Raw genomic sequence first — 15,306 nt, forward strand, 5'->3', positions numbered from 1 at the left:
GGGAAAATGGGATCAATCGCAAAATCAGAAATTCTTGTCTGTGTTGCCTGCGGCGAAGAGTTTGTTTTCACGGGGGCAGCCCGCGAATATTTCTACAGTCTGGGATATACCGGCCAGCCGCTTCGATGCAAGGCCTGTTATAAGCAGCACAAGCATGACAAGAATGCGACCAAAATCAAATTAAGGGTATTGCCCGGAGGCAGCGGCAACCTGTATTCCAGAGCCTGAGAGGCCTGACCTGCTCCCAAGAAAGTCGCCCGAAAGCGTCTGACATCAGGACATTCGACCGGACACTCTTAATAAGGCGCTCGATCATTTTCGGGCATGCTCAAGCAAGGGAACCAACCTGAAACCGGCAGGATCAAATGATCCTGCCGTCTTTTTTGTCGCAAATTTGCGCTTACGACCAACTGCAATCGCCAAGTCGATTAATAAAATGTGGCTTGACCTATAAAATGGCATACATTATCTTCGAATTCGAAAAGGGATAGTCGTCATTCATAAAAAGAGTCTATTTTGAAGAAATATTTATTCATATTTTTATTTGCCGTCGCCATGGCCTATTTCGAGGCGGCCGTGGTTATATATCTCAGGCAGCTCTATTATCCTGGCGGCTTCGCGTTTCCGCTGATCGATATCACTCAAAAATTTATCAAATTAGAAATTCTCCGCGAACTATCCACTATAATCATGCTGCTCATGGTTGCCGCTTTGTGCGGAAAAAAATTCTGGGAGCGATTCGGATATTTCATTATTCTGTTCGGAATCTGGGATATTTTTTATTATGTCTGGCTTAAAGCGACAATTGATTGGCCGGCTTCGCTTCTTGACTGGGATGTGCTGTTCCTGGTGCCGCTGCCCTGGATAGGTCCGGTTATTGCACCGGTGGCGATCTCAATCGTGATGATTTTAATCGGATATTCCATAACAAGGCTTTTTAATAAGGGCCGGAAATTCCGGCCGACCCTGTTTTCATGGATTCTAGCCGTTGCCGCAACTATAATGATTATTTTTTCGTTTATATATGATTTCGGCGCAACATTGCATTATGATTTGCCCCGGCCATATTTCTACTGGCTGCTTATTTCAGGAATGACTTTATACATCTGGGCCTACCTGCACTCGTACGGTCGGACGAAAATGTTCGATCGCGCATAGACTGATTTTTTTGACTTGTCTGTTATCTTTCAATTCTTTTAATTAAATCAGAGCAGCCTATGACTGAAATCGAAAAAGTAGTTCATCAATTCGAATTTAAGCAAAAGATAGGTCTTTATCTGGGGCCGGCTCTGGCTCTTATCATCCTCATATTTTTCGACCTTGATCCGGCAAATCCGCTGGTTACGCGGACGGCCGCGATAGCCATTCTGATGGCGGTCTGGTGGATCACCGAGGCCATCCCGATCGCCGCCACGGCGCTGATACCGGTAGTGCTGTTTCCCTTGTTCGGCGTGATGAGCGGTAAAGATGTCGCCCCGATTTATTTTAACAATGTCATATTTCTGTTCATTGGAGGTTTTATTATTGCATTGGCCATGCAGAAATGGAACCTGCACCGCCGCATTGCTCTGAAAATCATGCTGCTGATCGGCGTCAGTCCCAAAAAAATGCTGTTGGGATTTATGGTGGCGACCGCTTTTCTGTCGATGTGGATATCCAATACCGCCACCACCATGATGATGATCCCGATAGTTCTGGCTGTAATCGACAAACTTGAGGATAATTTCGGCGCCGAATCGATCAGGAAATTTGCGGTCGGTCTTTTAATCGGAATCGCCTATGCCGCATCGATCGGCGGTATTGCCACGCTTATAGGCACGCCGCCCAATCTTGCCTTTATCCGCATTTTCAAAATATATTTCCCGGAATCGCCCGAAATCAGTTTTGCGAGCTGGATTATGTTCGGCCTGCCGTTTTCGATTGTGTTTCTGCTTATTGCCTGGCAATTGCTGGTTTGGTTTTTTGTCCCTCGAAAGAGAGAATTCAAAGGGGATGCGCAAATATTTAAGGAGGAATACCGGAGTCTGGGGAAGACCAAGTTTGAAGAAAAGGTGGTTCTGGTGGTCTTTGCGGCGGTGGCCCTGCTGTGGATTTTTCGGCAGAATATAAGTATCGGCAATGTGACCATTCCGGGCTGGTCGAACCTGTTTCCCGAGAATTCCTTTATCGATGACGGCACCGTCGCCATGACCATGGCCCTGCTTTTTTTCCTGATTCCATCCCGCTCGAAAGGAAAGGGCCCATTAATGGATTGGCACACCGCGGTCAAGCTTCCCTGGGGAATTGTCATACTTTTCGGCGGCGGGTTTGCCCTTGCGGCCGGTTTTGAACATTCCGGCCTTTCAACCTGGCTTGGGGGAAATTTAGCCGCATTCAGTCAGTTCTCACCCCTATTGATAATAATTACTGTTTGTCTGATGATGACTTTCTTGACTGAGTTGACTTCGAATACCGCCACGACCCAGATGATTCTGCCGATTCTGGCTTCCTTGTCGGTGGCGATAAAAATAAATCCTCTGATGCTGATGATTCCGGCAACCCTATCGGCCTCATGCGCTTTTATGCTTCCGGTGGCCACTCCTCCCAATGCCATAATCTTCGGTTCGGGGCGGGTGACGGTTCATCAATTGGCCCGGACCGGAATCTTGTTGAATTTAGCGGGAGTCGTCATAATTACACTTGCAATTTATTTGCTTGGGGGTTATGTTTTTGATATAGATCCGGGCCAATTTCCAAATTGGGCATTTTTACAATAAATTTGGATGTAGATAGCGTATTTTATTTAAGATTATTATTTTCGTAAAATCGCCGGTATTATCGACGGCTTCAGGACGGTTTCGGTTGGCAAAGTTTATATTTCGGTCTAAGAAGACATAATTCAAACAAATAAATTTGTTATACGTAAGTCAGATGAAATAATACTTTATATTTTAGGGGGTTTCATGATTTCATTAAAGGCTCAATATGGCCTGAAAGCCATAGTCTCGCTGGCAGCCCATTACGGTAAAGGAGCGCTGCAGGCGAAGGAAATTGCCAGCAGTCAGGATGTTCCTGTCCGCTATCTGGAGTTATTGCTTTCCCAATTAAGACGGGCGAGATTGGTTGATGCCACCCGTGGAAAAAAGGGCGGTTATTATCTGGCCAAAAAGCCAAATACAATAACGGTATATGATATCGTTTCGGCATTCGAGGGAAGTATTCTATTTACCGCCGAGGGGCGCGAGGACGGCGGCCCGCTTTCATTTGTCTGGAAAGATGCGGAAAAAATGGCGGTAAAGTACTTCAAATCACTTAAGATTTCTGACCTTGTGCCGAAGCTTGGTTCAGTCAAGGAAATGTACCATATTTAGATGGCTTTTATCGTATTATCTTAAACCGATTACTGAAATCTGTTTAAGGTAATGGAAATGGTGAAAATAGCTTCAGATATCACGCAACTAATTGGCCGAACGCCTCTAGTCAGGCTTAACAAACTGGCCAATGACCTTCCCGGTATTGTCATCGTCAAAATGGAGTCTTTTAATCCGTTATCATCGGTAAAGGACAGGATCGCCCATTCGATGATTGCCGATGCCGAGAAGAATGGCCTTTTAAAGAAAAATACGGTAATTGTCGAGCCGACTTCAGGAAATACCGGTATTGCGCTGGCATATATTGCGGCCGCCCGTGAATATAAGCTGATTTTGACAATGCCGGAGACAATGTCTATAGAGCGGCGAAGCCTGCTTAAAGCACTGGGAGCCAAACTGGTTCTGACACCCGGGTCTGAGGGGATGCCCGGGGCGATCAAAAGGGCCGAAGAGATTCTGGCGGAGACGCCCAATTCTTTTATGCCGCAGCAATTTAAGAATCCGGCCAACCCCCTGGTTCATCGGCTGACCACCGGGCCCGAGATCTGGGATGACACCGAGGGGGAGATTGATATTTTTGTTGCCGGCGTTGGTACCGGAGGCACCATTACCGGTGTCGGCGGCTACCTGAAGGAGCGTAAGCCGTCGGTCAGAATTATTGCCGTGGAACCGGCCGCCTCGCCATTTCTGTCGCAGGGCATCAAAGGTCCCCATCCGATTCAGGGTATCGGCGCCGGCTTTAAACCGGACGTGCTTGATCTTGAAGTGATCGATGAGATCATGACAGTTGAGAATGAAGATGCCTTTACCGCAACCAGGCGTTTGTCTCGGGAAGAGGGTATTTTATGCGGCATATCGGCAGGAGCCAATGTAGCGGCGGCCCTGAAAGTAGCCTCTAATCCGGAAAATAAAAATAAATTAATTGTAACCATTATCTGCGATACCGGCGAAAGATATCTCTCAACACCGGTTTTCTCGGAATTGGAATAATTCCCGGATATTTTCGATTCAGTTTGAAACAGTGTTTCGTTTTGGGTCCCTGATTGAAACGGAACACCGTCCTGCTTGATTTATATATATGTACATTTCTGTCCTGAATTGGCTGTAACATTTAAGCCGACATTCGGTTACAAATAAGATTTGAAAATGGCGAATTTTGGCATGATTCCTGTATTACTGACTGTGGTGTTTAGCTAAGTGAATGCAAGGGCGGGATAGGTGCAAAAAGGGGCATTGTTCGAAATCTCGTCTATGTCGCCCATTCTTGTGTGCCGCTTCGGAACTGATTGTCAGACCCGAAGCGGCTTTTTTTTGCCGGTTTTCATTCCGAAAAAATTTTGTTATATTAGGCAATGGCAAAAAAATACAGATTTGGCATTTCGACAACAGTCGATCACACCGTTGATATTTTCACCCAGCTTGACATTTGCGCCGGGTCGGGATTCGATTTTATTTCGGTCAGCGCCAGACCGGAGCACAGCCATTTCCTGGACAAGGAAGCATTTGAGAAGGTCCTGAAGCGGGTAAATGATTTGGGATTATTTATTGAGTCGGCTCACTTTCCCTTTTGGGAAGGATATGATCCTGCCGCCGCTCAAAAAAGCGATCGGGAGGCGGCGATTGACAGGCTGATCGAGTATATGGAATTTGCGCTCAGTTATGCCGTGCCGACTGTAATTGTTCATCCGCATTATTATTTCAGTGACAGCCGGGAAGCCTGCCTGGAAAGAGCGGCCGAATCAATTGCAGAAATTCTATCATTAAAGCCGCGCAATATCAGGATGGTAATCGAGAATCTTCCGACCGCCAAAGGTTCCTGGATCTGTGAAAAGCTGCTGGAAATGTTCGATGACCACCAAATCGGTTTTTGTTTTGACAGTTCTCATGAGAATATGAGCGGTGAACCGTTTCATTTACTTTCAAAATTTTATCATCGTCTGACCACGACGCACCTATCGGATAATCATGGTCAATCGGATGAGCATCTTGTGCCCGGTGATGGGACAATCGACTGGAAAGAATTGCGCCGGTATATTGATAAGTCGGCTCTCAGCAACATCTTATTTGAAGTGGGAACGGGCGAGAGGCTGACGGAGCCGTTGGAACAGTTTGTCGGAAGAGCCGGAAGGAAGGCGGCTGAGTTATTCGGGCCTATCTGAAAAAATATTATTTTCGAAAATCATGACTGCAAGTATAATTTTCACTGGAACAAATAGCTTGTACAAGCATAAGATTCTAAACGATGCCAAATTATATATTATTGGCAGGCAATATTTTGATAAAATTAATGACATGAAATCAGGGCATTATTAACAGGGAGAGATCAGATGGCTCCAAACGATAAAGTTCGTTCGAACAGCTTTTCGGCTACCATGGGGATATTTGGGATTCTGTTTCTTTTGGTTATTGCGAATACTGTTTTTGGTCAGCAAAAATCGGCGGCCGAGCATGTCCAGAAGGGGAATGAGCTTGTGAGCAGCGGTCAGCCGGATAAAGCTATCGGTGAATTCAGTAAAGCCATCATGTTTGAACCGGGGAACGCCTTCGCCTATCTTCAGCGCGGTATCGCCCGAGGCATGACCGGCCAGATGAGAAAGGCGGTCGAAGATTTCAATAAGGCGATCGAGCTTGATCCCAAAGTACCCGAGGCGTTTTTCAGCCGGGCCATGGCCAACGAACGGATGAACGAAACCGACCAGGCGATTGAAGACTACGGCAAAGCAATAGAATTGAATCCCAATTATGCCGAGGCCTATCATAATCGCGGCACGCAATATCATAAAAAAGGATTATTTAATCTGGCTATTGACGATTTTAAAAAGGCCATTTTTTTGCAGCAGAATTATGCCAAGGCCTATTTTAATCTGGGCGTGGCTTACCGCAGTATCAGCGATACGACCATGGCCCTTCGCAGCTACACGGAGGCAATCGATATAGATCCTAAATTTATTGATGCCTATTATAATCGAGGACTCGCATTATATGATAAAGAGGATTACAAAAGCGCCATAAAGGATTTCCAGAAGATTCTTGACCTCGATTCGACTCATGCGCATGCCTGGTTTAACCTTGGTGCCACTTTAGAAATCGATAAACAATATGGAAAGGCACTCGATTCTTACAAGAAATACACCCTTTATGCCCCCTTCCCGGAGCGTGACAAAGTCGAGGCATTGGAGAAACGCTTCCCGGATATTGAACGCAAAATGCAGGGGCGGCCGAATCCTAAACTACCCCCTGACTTCGATATGAAACCGGCGGACTCAATGGGTGCCGGAAAATAGGCCGGCCGCTCAAAGCGATTATTTTTGGATTAGTATTGCGGCGAGCCTGCCGACTTCGGTGAGAAATGCTTCGTCCTGTTCGGTAAAGGCCGACGGGATATGGGAGTCGATATCGAGTTCGGCAATTATTCTATCTCCGCGAAAAATTGGTACGACGATTTCCGATCTCACGTTTATGCTGCAGGAAAGGTAATTGTTTTCGGCGGTTACATCATCAACAACAAATGTTTTCCCGGTTTCCGCAGCCTGGCCGCAGATGCCCCGCCCGAAAGGGATGCGCACATGATCGGTCGGATCGCCGGCAAACGGGCCCAGCACCAGTTCACGGTCATTATTTTTATCCACAACATAAAAGCCGACCCAATCATATCCGGGCAAGCTGTTTTTGAGCAGATTGCATATTGACAACAGCCGTGAGGAATCATCATCCCCGGTGGAAGTGATTCTTTCGACTTTTTCGAGAAGCATCTTGAACTGGGTTTCTTTGTTCATGACATTATTCCGGTGATAAAATCTGCGATCAGGATTCCCTTTTCATTTCATCCCATATATCCCAGATACGCCTGATATGCGGGATAGTGATCGAGCCCCCGACCGCCAGCCCGACCGCGACCGTTTCTTCAAGTTCGGCATCAGTGACACCCTCTTCTTTGCACCTGATGAGATGATAAAGAATACAGTCATCACATCGCAGTACCAGGGATGCCACGAGGCCCATGAGTTCCTTGGTTTTGGCCCGCAAGGTGCCGTCCTTATAGATTTGCCAGTCAAGATTAAAAAATCTTTTGACATTTATTCCGGAATATTTAAATACGAGCTGATTCAGCCGCTCGCGTTCTTCCTGGAATTTTTCCGCTCTGTTTTTTTCCATATTCCGGCTCCATCATGATGGTTATTTTTACCAAAACCTACAAATGATATTCCCCGCAGCCAATAATCATATAAAATCAGAATTTTTGCAATCATTTTTTAATTTTCAGTTGTCAAGGTTCCAATATGTTTTTTACGGCGGGAATGGCTATGTTTCAACCGTTTTTCTGTTGACAACGTATGACAAGAAACCGTTTTATATTTTTGAATCGAATCGTTGCTTAAAAAAATGAACTGAGACTGTATTAAAGGGGATTATTGATGGAAGTGTGGCCGAAGATATCCGTAGTTATTCCGGTTCTTAATGAAGAAAAATGTATAGCCGCAACCATCGGTTATTTATTGAGGCAGGATTATCCCCGCGATAAGATGGAAATATTGGTCGCAAACGGTAGCTCGACGGATAAAACGGCTGAAATTGTCTCATCGATTGCCGCTGAAGACAGCCGTGTCAGGCTGCTTGATAATCCGGGAAATTTCTCGTCATCTGGAAGAAATATCGGAATTGAATATGCTTCCGGCGAAATTATTACTTTTGTCGATGGTCATACTTATATCGCTGATGATCAGTTAATCAAAAACACGGCCCTGCTGATGAATGAAAAAGGCGTTTCGGTACTCAGCCGGCCCCAGTTTCTCGACACGCCTGACAATGATTCCTTCCAACAGGCCGTTTCGCTTGCCCGTAAATCAATTATCGGGCACGGTCTCGATTCGACCATCTATATTACCGAGGATAAATATGTTGACCCCTCGAGCTCCGGTGCATCATACCGAAAAGAAGTTTTTGACAAAATAGGCCGTTATGATGAAAGAATGGATGCCGCCGAAGATGTGGAATTGAATTTTCGCGCGGCCAGGGGTGGGTACAAATCATTTACTTCAATGAAGCTGGCCGTCTTTTACTATCCGCGCGATTCGGTTCGGGGGTTGTTCCGGCAGATGAGGCGATATGGCACCGGCAGATTTCGCCTGGCCCGAAAGCATCCCGGATCGTTATCAATCGGTACGCTGGTACCGGTTTTTATAACTTTCGGAATACCATTATTGGGGATTCTATCCTTGTTTTTTGAAGCGTTACGGCTGCCGTTTTATCTGACCGCAGGGCTGTATATATTCGCGGTCCTTTTGTGGTCGCTGATTATTTCGGTGAAAAATGGAATCAGACATTTGTCGGTCTTGCCGGTGATTTATCTTACTATTTATGGCGGATTGGGATATGGGTTTGTACGGGAAATGGTCTTTCGGCTTTTCAGGAAAAAGCAGTAATTTCCTGCATTTTCGGTTCAGAGACAATTAAGTGGGGATAATAGCCTTAATTTTGTATATTATTAATTATTATTGTTAAAGGTAGACGGCCAAAAAGCCAGATCATTATTGGGTGAATTAATTCATGGTTCGGGACGATTATAAGAATATGAAGAAAATTCTTGTCATGGCCCTTTATTTAATTCTTGCTTTGTCCGGGTTTACCGGTGCGCAGGGAAACGATTACGTATATCCATCAGGTTATAGTATAAACTGCAATTATTTGCTAAGTTCTGATCTGGTAGCAATTTCCGATACCTTTACAATTTCCAGGACATTAACGAATAACGAGTTATTCGATCTGAATGGTTTATATTTTTCTGACAATTTGCCTTCGGAGTTTCTTGTTGTCGATCAGAAAGTAACTGTCAATGGAGTCCCATTGCCTTTCTTGTCGATCGGTCCGATCGAGGGACATATTGTTGACGGATATGGCAGCTACTCTTGGATTATCGATTCTCGCGGTGAGGCGGCCGGTGTCGATTATTCGGTCCAACCGGGAGAAATTATCAACCTGGAGTTGAAAATTGTCTGTAACTCATTGGGCAAATTCCAGCTTCCGACGCACTCCGCAGTATTCTCAGGGAATAATACCGGCTTTTTTGCTCTGTCCGATTCTCTTGAAATCGAAGTGGTTCTATCGCTTGATGTTGAAGATGATCTCCCGGGGACCTTGCCGGAAATTGCCTTGATTTCGAAGGCTTATCCGAATCCCTTTAATTCTACTGTTACGATCAAGTATTCCGGTCTCGGAATTGCGGGCAATCACATGACTCTTACCTTGTATGATTTGACCGGCAGGAAAATTTTCAGAGAAGATTTTGTCGCAAGAGAAAATACCGGCTACGTTGCCTGGGAGTCAAATGAATCGATTAGTTCGGGCGTTTATTTATATAGCCTTACCGATGGGAGCCGAAATACCGGCGGTAAATTAATTCTTTTGAAGTAAGGGAATCAAATGAAAGATAACGGAAATATTAACCGGCGGGAATTTATCAGGAAGGCCGGCAAATATTCGGCCGCCGCCTTTGTTGGAGGCTATCTTTTTGACTCCTTCTTTTATTCGGCGCCAGGCGCCAAAGCGGCTGTACTCTCGAATATATTTATTGCCAAAAACGGAACGCCGGCGGAAAATGTGGGCAAAGTGATTGATATGCGTTTCGGCGGCATCGAGAATTTCATCGGCCATGATGATGTCGTGGTAATTAATCCCAACGGCCAGTGGCAAAATCAGGGAGGTTCCAACTGCGCCTGCTGCATGGGCATGATCGATTTAATTCTGAACCGTCCGGGTGGGTTCGGCGGAGAGATTATTTTTTGCGAAAATACGCAATTTCAGACGGAAGGATTCTGGACTGTCCCATTCCTGCTGCGAAACGGCCCATATAATTTCAATGATATGATAGCGTACTATCACAGCAATGGTCACTCGAATGTCAATGGAGTCAGAATCTGGAGAAATCAGGACGACCCATCAAACTGGCCGGTTATCAGCGGACCGCAGAATGGTCAGGGCTGGGTGCGTCCGTCATGGCAGTCACCGACTTCAAGCTGTCAATTATATTTGCCATATCCGGTTATCAGGTCGCCGTATTCGCAGCGTTTGATTGATTTAAAGAACGGAGTTTACGATAACGGTTATGCGGGCCAGCCGCCCATACGTTTTATAAAAATGCCCAATCTGAATAATCATGGCAGTAACGCTCAACAGGATTATGCCGGTGTCACCAGTGCCATCAAATCATTCCTGGGCATTGCTGAACTGGAAAATGACGTCCGTGGGCCGTTTAACGACGGCCACAGGAATATGCATACCTATGCCGATGGCTGTCATGGAGGCTCGGCGGCCGAGCGGGCCTTTTCGGCCGGGGAAGCGGTCGGGGCATGGATGACCCACTGCCGTAAGCCTGATATAACGTTAACGACCGCGGAATGGGTCGGCTGGGGAAGCCGAACCGATGCCGATGCGACGCAGGCGAAGACGGTCGGCCTGTGTGATGATCCGGTCAGTCTGGATTATTATATGAGTAAATATGTCCTATGGCCTCTGCATCCGTCGCAGCAATTATTTAATCCTGATTACAGTGTGGCCACCAACAATACCCGACAGACCATTAATGGCTGCATCAGCCAGGGATACGGAACGGCCAATGAAACCGAAATGGCTGCTTATGTTTATGACTTCAATGCCCCGAGGGTTTTTCGCTTCGATATTGATCGGAAAATAAATGAATTCCGGACAGGCCAGGCCACTCAGCAGGACGTACTGAATTTGATAGAGCAGTATAACCAGTAATATTAGCAATAAGTGTATTTAAGATAAGTCATTTGAAATCTTGAAGATTGGCGAAATAAAATGACGGCAAATCATATTTTGGATTAGTCGTCATTTTTTTTTATATTATTTTTATAAAAGGAATTAATCCGGCAAATGCTTGGCAAAATAAAAAATAGACTCAATAATCTGAAGAGCGGATTCAAATCGGGCGGGATAGAATATCTATTATATTCGATCGGCTCTCATTTACCCGAATGGCTGTTTCGTTATTATCATTCTTATCTGATCGAAGGCGATGAACTGAAACTAATAACACGCGATTACAAAGATTATGAAATTCGTTTTGCGACTCTCGATGACGCCGATAACCTGAACAGCGTCGAAATAGACCGAGACAAGGCGCGTCACCGGCTGAAGCGAGGCGATACCTGTGTTATAGCCCTGAAAGACGGGCGGCCGGTCAGTATAAGCTGGGCGGCCACGGGCCGGCTGTATAATCGATATGCCGGTTCGATTATTGATACCGGCGATGATGGTTTGTTTCTCTACGGAGTCTATAGTACCCCGGAAGAAAGAATGAAAGGTTTCTTTGCTTCCTGCTTCAAAATACAGGTCGAACATTATGCAGCGCAAAGCAGGGTAAAAAAATATGGTGTGGTGGAGATTCTTAATACTGCCTCGCTAAAGACCCATCTCAGGATGGGGTTTAAGATTACCGGTGAGACATATTACATTGCTCTCGCCGGAATGAGCGTTTGTTATTATAAGACCTGGCCGAAGAAGACCGGGAAATTTCATATATTTTTCAGACGGCCGCCGGCTGGGCTGGAATGGGTTTGAAGACACATTGATATTGACTTGTCCGGTCCAACCTGTTATTGTTTCCATTGAGAATTGTTTCATTAAGTCGTCATGAATCAAACAGATAGACATAACATAAGACTGGTTGTAACCGGTGGGGCCGGATTTATCGGGTCCAACCTTCTGAAATATTTGCTGCCTTTATATCGAAATTATTTATTCGTAAATATTGACTGCCTGACCTATGCCGGTAACCTGACCAATCTGGAAAACAGAGAAAAGGAAGAAAACTATATTTTCGAAAAAATTGATATCAGGGATTTTAATAGCCTTAAAAGTTGTTTTGATAAATATGATATTAATGCAGTAATACATCTTGCCGCCGAGTCGCATGTGGATCGCTCTATTCTTGGTCCCGAGGTATTTATAGATACCAATATCAAAGGGACCTTTAATCTGCTGGAACTGGCCCGGATGAAAGGCCCTGGTTTTCGTTTTCATCATGTTTCGACGGATGAGGTTTACGGTTCCAGGGATGAGGGCTATTTTTCGGAAGCTGCGGCCTATAACCCAAGTTCTCCTTATGCCGCTTCAAAAGCTTCGGCCGATCACCTGGTTCGGGCCTATTATCATACTTATGGCCTGGACACCGTAATTTCAAACTGCACCAACAATTTCGGACCATACCAGTTCCCTGAGAAATTGATTCCGCTGGTCATTCGTAATGCCCTTAAGAATGAGCCGATTCCGATTTACGGTGATGGCCGGAATATTCGGAGCTGGCTCTTTGTCGAAGACCATTGCCGGGCGCTTGATATGATATTTCATCGAGGAAAACCGGGTGCGACCTATAATATTCCAGGCAGTGCCGAACTTTCGAATATTGAGGTCGTCAGGCGGGTTTGTCGAATAATGGATCATATTATGAGTGACGGCCACCGGGAAGATTTGATAGTCTTTGTCGGCGACCGTCCCGGGCATGACCGGAGGTATGCGCTGGATGGAGCCGGAATCAAGTCGGAACTCGGCTGGCGGGCCGGTCACACTTTTGATCAGGCCCTGGAACGGACTGTCCGCTGGTATCTTGAAAATCAGCAGTGGCTGGAAGAATGTATGACCGGCGAATACATGAGCTATTATGAAAGAAACTATACCGGGAGGCGGAAATAATGACCGGGTCGGGAAAAGTAAAAAAGGGAATCATTCTTGCGGGAGGAAACGGTACGCGTCTTTTTCCCATGACTCAGGTTGCCTGCAAGCAGCTGCTTCCGGTTTATGATAAACCGTTGATTTATTATCCCCTGGGCACGCTGATGCAGTTCGATATCCGGGAGATTCTGATTATATCGACACCGACCGATATCCACCATTTCCGGGACCTGTTCGGGGATGGCATGAATCTGGGGCTGTCGATTAAATACGCCGTGCAGGAGCGTCCTGAGGGTATTGCGCAGGCATTTATCATTGCCGGGGAATTTATCGGCGATGATCCGGTGGCCCTGATCCTGGGAGACAATATTTTTTATGGTGTGGCGGACTTTCGCGATGAGGTGCAGGGTTTCGATAAAGGGGCCCTGATTTTCGGTTATTATATGAAGGATCCGCGCCGCTACGGAGTGATAAGTTTTAATGATAACGGCGAGCCGGGTGCAATTGAAGAAAAGCCCGCCCATCCCGGCTCCAATTATGCGGTCACCGGGTTTTATATTTACGATGCCGACGTGGTCGGAATTGCCGCCGGTTTAAAACCTTCCGCAAGGGGAGAACTGGAAATCACCGATATCAACAATGAATATTTAAACCGGGGCAGGCTTGGAGTAATCAGGCTGGGGCGGGGCGTTTCCTGGCTTGATACCGGGACCACCGAAAGCATGCTGACGGCGGCCAATTTTATTTCCACCATGGAAAAAAGGCAGGGCATAAAACTCGGCTGTATTGAGGAAATCGCCTTTTCCCGGGGTTTTATAGACAATTTGCAATTCCGGCGACTAATTGAGGCGATGCCTTTCAATGAATACCGGGATTATCTGGCCGGTATTCTTGAGGAGTATGATAATGCCTGATCGTATGCTCATCGTGGGAGGCACCGGTCTTCTGGGCGTAGATCTGACCCGTTTTTTCTCGACATCATATAAGGTCTGCTCTGTCGGTCACCGCGAAATGGATATTACCAATGCTGATCAGGTCATGAGATTTTTCGATAATTTGGGGCCGCAATATGTTCTTCATGCCGCGGCTGTGGCGGATGTCGATAAGTGTGAAATTTACAAAGACATCGCCATGAGTGTCAATGCCGACGGGACCAATAATATCGTTCGAGCCTGCCGCGAATGCGGCGCTTTTCTTGTTTATTACTCAACCGATTATGTTTTTGACGGATTGAAGGGGGCGCCATATATAGAAAGTGACAGGGCGAACCCGATAAATTTTTACGGCCGGACAAAACTCGAAGGTGAATTGAGGGTCCTGAATAATGCGGACTCAGCCGCCGTTTTGAGGGTGGCATGGCTCTATGGCAGCAGTGAAAAAAGCTTTATTTATCGTCTGATTCAGGACAGTTTGCGGCAGGTGGCTGATAAGAAAGCTGGGTTGAGAGGTGAAGAAATAAAAATCGTGGCAGATCAGATCAGCACACCGACATGGACCTGGGACGTCGCCCGTCAGACCGAAGCGGTTCTGCGGGGGCGGCTGTCGGGGCTCTTTCACTGCACAGCAGAGGGCCAGGCGACACGAAAGGAAACGGCCGATTACGTTTTAAAGAAACTGGGATTGGATGTTGATTTGGCACTTTTTCGAAAAGATGAATTCGACTGGCTGGCGCCTCGCCCCGGTAATACGGCCCTTGAAAACGGCAGGTTAAAAAGATACGATATAAATGTTATGCCGGATTACAGGGCAGGAATCGATCGGTATCTTGAGGAATGGAGGAACAATCATTAAGGCGGAATGCAATATTGACGGGGTAATCATCAGGCATCTCGAGAAACATGTCGATTCCCGCGGGTGGCTCATGGAACTGTTGCGTTCGGACGAGTACCCGGAGGGCTATGTCCCCGCCATGAATTATATATCAATGACTTTACCCGGAACCGCCCGGGGGCCTCATGAGCACCGAAGGCAGACCGATTATTTTTGTTTTTTCGGATCGTCGAATTTTCGCGTCTATCTTTGGGACAATCGCCCCGAATCGCGCACTTTCGGCAACAGATGGGTGTTTGATACCGATGCGGAGAATATGATTTCATTTACCATTCCACCGGGAGTGGTTCATGCTTATAAAAATATCGGTGACAAGGAGGGGCTGGTTTTCAATGCCCCTGACGGACTTTATCGGGGAACAGGGAAGAAGGAAGAGCCGGATGAAATTCGTTATGAGGACCTGCCCGGAGCATCTTTTGTATTGGGAATATGACAG

18 protein-coding genes are annotated in these 15,306 nt (G+C 46.3%); 16 read left to right on the forward strand and 2 right to left on the reverse strand.

The features are described 5' to 3' along the window. The first annotated feature begins 6 nt into the window (after positions 1 to 6). The 7 genes from CVT49_03895 (at position 7) to CVT49_03925 (ending at position 6,634) form a co-directional block, all read left to right on the forward strand. A complete protein-coding gene (locus CVT49_03895; protein PKK84281.1) occupies positions 7 to 228 on the forward strand; it encodes a hypothetical protein in 222 nt (73 codons plus the stop codon). Positions 229 to 516: 288 nt separating this feature from the next. Further along, positions 517 to 1,158, forward strand: coding sequence for a hypothetical protein (locus tag CVT49_03900; GenBank protein PKK84282.1), 642 nt, complete (start codon positions 517 to 519; stop codon positions 1,156 to 1,158). Positions 1,159 to 1,217: 59 nt separating this feature from the next. Continuing rightward, the gene (locus CVT49_03905; protein ID PKK84283.1) at positions 1,218 to 2,756 is read left to right on the forward strand and encodes a sodium:dicarboxylate symporter; all 1,539 of its coding nucleotides are present in this window, start codon (positions 1,218 to 1,220) and stop codon (positions 2,754 to 2,756) included. A 186-nt stretch (positions 2,757 to 2,942) separates the two neighbouring features. Next, positions 2,943 to 3,350, forward strand: coding sequence for a transcriptional regulator (locus CVT49_03910; GenBank protein ID PKK84284.1), 408 nt, complete (start codon positions 2,943 to 2,945; stop codon positions 3,348 to 3,350). Positions 3,351 to 3,407: 57 nt separating this feature from the next. Then, the gene (cysK, locus tag CVT49_03915; protein ID PKK84354.1) at positions 3,408 to 4,340 is read left to right on the forward strand and encodes a cysteine synthase A; all 933 of its coding nucleotides are present in this window, start codon (positions 3,408 to 3,410) and stop codon (positions 4,338 to 4,340) included. 362 nt (positions 4,341 to 4,702) lie between these two features. Further along, entirely contained in the window at positions 4,703 to 5,509 is an 807-nt protein-coding gene (locus CVT49_03920; protein ID PKK84285.1) for a hypothetical protein, read from the forward strand. A 168-nt stretch (positions 5,510 to 5,677) separates the two neighbouring features. Continuing rightward, positions 5,678 to 6,634: a hypothetical protein gene (locus tag CVT49_03925; protein PKK84286.1), complete on the forward strand. Its 957-nt coding sequence runs from the start codon at positions 5,678 to 5,680 to the stop codon at positions 6,632 to 6,634. 18 nt (positions 6,635 to 6,652) lie between these two features. Here the strand turns inward: CVT49_03925 and CVT49_03930 are convergent, their stop codons facing one another. Beyond that, the gene (locus CVT49_03930; GenBank protein PKK84355.1) at positions 6,653 to 7,102 is read right to left on the reverse strand and encodes a hypothetical protein; all 450 of its coding nucleotides are present in this window, start codon (positions 7,100 to 7,102) and stop codon (positions 6,653 to 6,655) included. Between the two features lie 52 nt (positions 7,103 to 7,154). Beyond that, positions 7,155 to 7,505: an alkylhydroperoxidase gene (locus tag CVT49_03935; protein ID PKK84287.1), complete on the reverse strand. Its 351-nt coding sequence runs from the start codon at positions 7,503 to 7,505 to the stop codon at positions 7,155 to 7,157. A gap of 43 nt (positions 7,506 to 7,548) precedes the next feature. Between CVT49_03935 and CVT49_03940 the strand changes: the two genes are divergently transcribed. The 9 genes from CVT49_03940 (at position 7,549) to CVT49_03980 (ending at position 15,303) form a co-directional block, all read left to right on the forward strand. Beyond that, a complete protein-coding gene (locus tag CVT49_03940) occupies positions 7,549 to 7,737 on the forward strand; it encodes a hypothetical protein (protein PKK84288.1) in 189 nt (62 codons plus the stop codon). 28 nt (positions 7,738 to 7,765) lie between these two features. Further along, positions 7,766 to 8,773 (forward strand): glycosyltransferase family 2 protein, encoded by a 1,008-nt coding sequence (locus CVT49_03945; GenBank protein PKK84289.1) that lies wholly within the window; start codon positions 7,766 to 7,768, stop codon positions 8,771 to 8,773. Positions 8,774 to 8,897: 124 nt separating this feature from the next. Further along, positions 8,898 to 9,761 (forward strand): hypothetical protein, encoded by an 864-nt coding sequence (locus CVT49_03950; GenBank protein PKK84290.1) that lies wholly within the window; start codon positions 8,898 to 8,900, stop codon positions 9,759 to 9,761. 9 nt (positions 9,762 to 9,770) lie between these two features. Continuing rightward, positions 9,771 to 11,108: a hypothetical protein gene (locus CVT49_03955; protein PKK84291.1), complete on the forward strand. Its 1,338-nt coding sequence runs from the start codon at positions 9,771 to 9,773 to the stop codon at positions 11,106 to 11,108. A gap of 135 nt (positions 11,109 to 11,243) precedes the next feature. Beyond that, complete coding sequence (locus CVT49_03960; GenBank protein PKK84292.1) at positions 11,244 to 11,930, forward strand: hypothetical protein; 687 nt, start codon at positions 11,244 to 11,246, stop codon at positions 11,928 to 11,930. 96 nt (positions 11,931 to 12,026) lie between these two features. Next, positions 12,027 to 13,061: a dTDP-glucose 4,6-dehydratase gene (gene rfbB, locus CVT49_03965; GenBank protein PKK84356.1), complete on the forward strand. Its 1,035-nt coding sequence runs from the start codon at positions 12,027 to 12,029 to the stop codon at positions 13,059 to 13,061. Then, entirely contained in the window at positions 13,061 to 13,954 is an 894-nt protein-coding gene (rfbA, locus tag CVT49_03970; GenBank protein ID PKK84293.1) for a glucose-1-phosphate thymidylyltransferase, read from the forward strand. Before rfbB ends, rfbA begins: the two co-directional genes overlap by 1 nt. Continuing rightward, positions 13,902 to 14,831, forward strand: coding sequence for a dTDP-4-dehydrorhamnose reductase (rfbD, locus tag CVT49_03975; GenBank protein PKK84294.1), 930 nt, complete (start codon positions 13,902 to 13,904; stop codon positions 14,829 to 14,831). The genes rfbA and rfbD overlap by 53 nt, the downstream gene beginning before the upstream one ends. Next, positions 14,767 to 15,303, forward strand: coding sequence for a dTDP-4-dehydrorhamnose 3,5-epimerase (locus tag CVT49_03980; GenBank protein PKK84295.1), 537 nt, complete (start codon positions 14,767 to 14,769; stop codon positions 15,301 to 15,303). Before rfbD ends, CVT49_03980 begins: the two co-directional genes overlap by 65 nt. Positions 15,304 to 15,306 lie beyond the last annotated feature (3 nt).

This window comes from candidate division Zixibacteria bacterium HGW-Zixibacteria-1, from assembly GCA_002838945.1.
Classification (GTDB): Bacteria; Zixibacteria; MSB-5A5; order GN15; family PGXB01; genus PGXB01.

Coding starts and splice junctions, on each gene's coding strand:
- cysK (PKK84354.1), top strand. CDS start 3,408: ATGGTGAAAATAGCTTCAGATATCACGCAACTAATTGGCCGAACGCCT.
- CVT49_03895 (PKK84281.1), top strand. CDS start 7: ATGGGATCAATCGCAAAATCAGAAATTCTTGTCTGTGTTGCCTGCGGC.
- CVT49_03940 (PKK84288.1), top strand. CDS start 7,549: ATGATATTCCCCGCAGCCAATAATCATATAAAATCAGAATTTTTGCAA.
- CVT49_03955 (PKK84291.1), top strand. CDS start 9,771: ATGAAAGATAACGGAAATATTAACCGGCGGGAATTTATCAGGAAGGCC.
- CVT49_03905 (PKK84283.1), top strand. CDS start 1,218: ATGACTGAAATCGAAAAAGTAGTTCATCAATTCGAATTTAAGCAAAAG.
- CVT49_03930 (PKK84355.1), bottom strand. CDS start 7,102: ATGCTTCTCGAAAAAGTCGAAAGAATCACTTCCACCGGGGATGATGAT.
- CVT49_03935 (PKK84287.1), bottom strand. CDS start 7,505: ATGGAAAAAAACAGAGCGGAAAAATTCCAGGAAGAACGCGAGCGGCTG.
- CVT49_03910 (PKK84284.1), top strand. CDS start 2,943: ATGATTTCATTAAAGGCTCAATATGGCCTGAAAGCCATAGTCTCGCTG.
- rfbA (PKK84293.1), top strand. CDS start 13,061: ATGACCGGGTCGGGAAAAGTAAAAAAGGGAATCATTCTTGCGGGAGGA.
- CVT49_03960 (PKK84292.1), top strand. CDS start 11,244: ATGCTTGGCAAAATAAAAAATAGACTCAATAATCTGAAGAGCGGATTC.
- CVT49_03945 (PKK84289.1), top strand. CDS start 7,766: ATGGAAGTGTGGCCGAAGATATCCGTAGTTATTCCGGTTCTTAATGAA.
- rfbD (PKK84294.1), top strand. CDS start 13,902: ATGAATACCGGGATTATCTGGCCGGTATTCTTGAGGAGTATGATAATG.
- CVT49_03920 (PKK84285.1), top strand. CDS start 4,703: ATGGCAAAAAAATACAGATTTGGCATTTCGACAACAGTCGATCACACC.
- CVT49_03980 (PKK84295.1), top strand. CDS start 14,767: ATGTTATGCCGGATTACAGGGCAGGAATCGATCGGTATCTTGAGGAAT.
- CVT49_03950 (PKK84290.1), top strand. CDS start 8,898: ATGGTTCGGGACGATTATAAGAATATGAAGAAAATTCTTGTCATGGCC.
- CVT49_03925 (PKK84286.1), top strand. CDS start 5,678: ATGGCTCCAAACGATAAAGTTCGTTCGAACAGCTTTTCGGCTACCATG.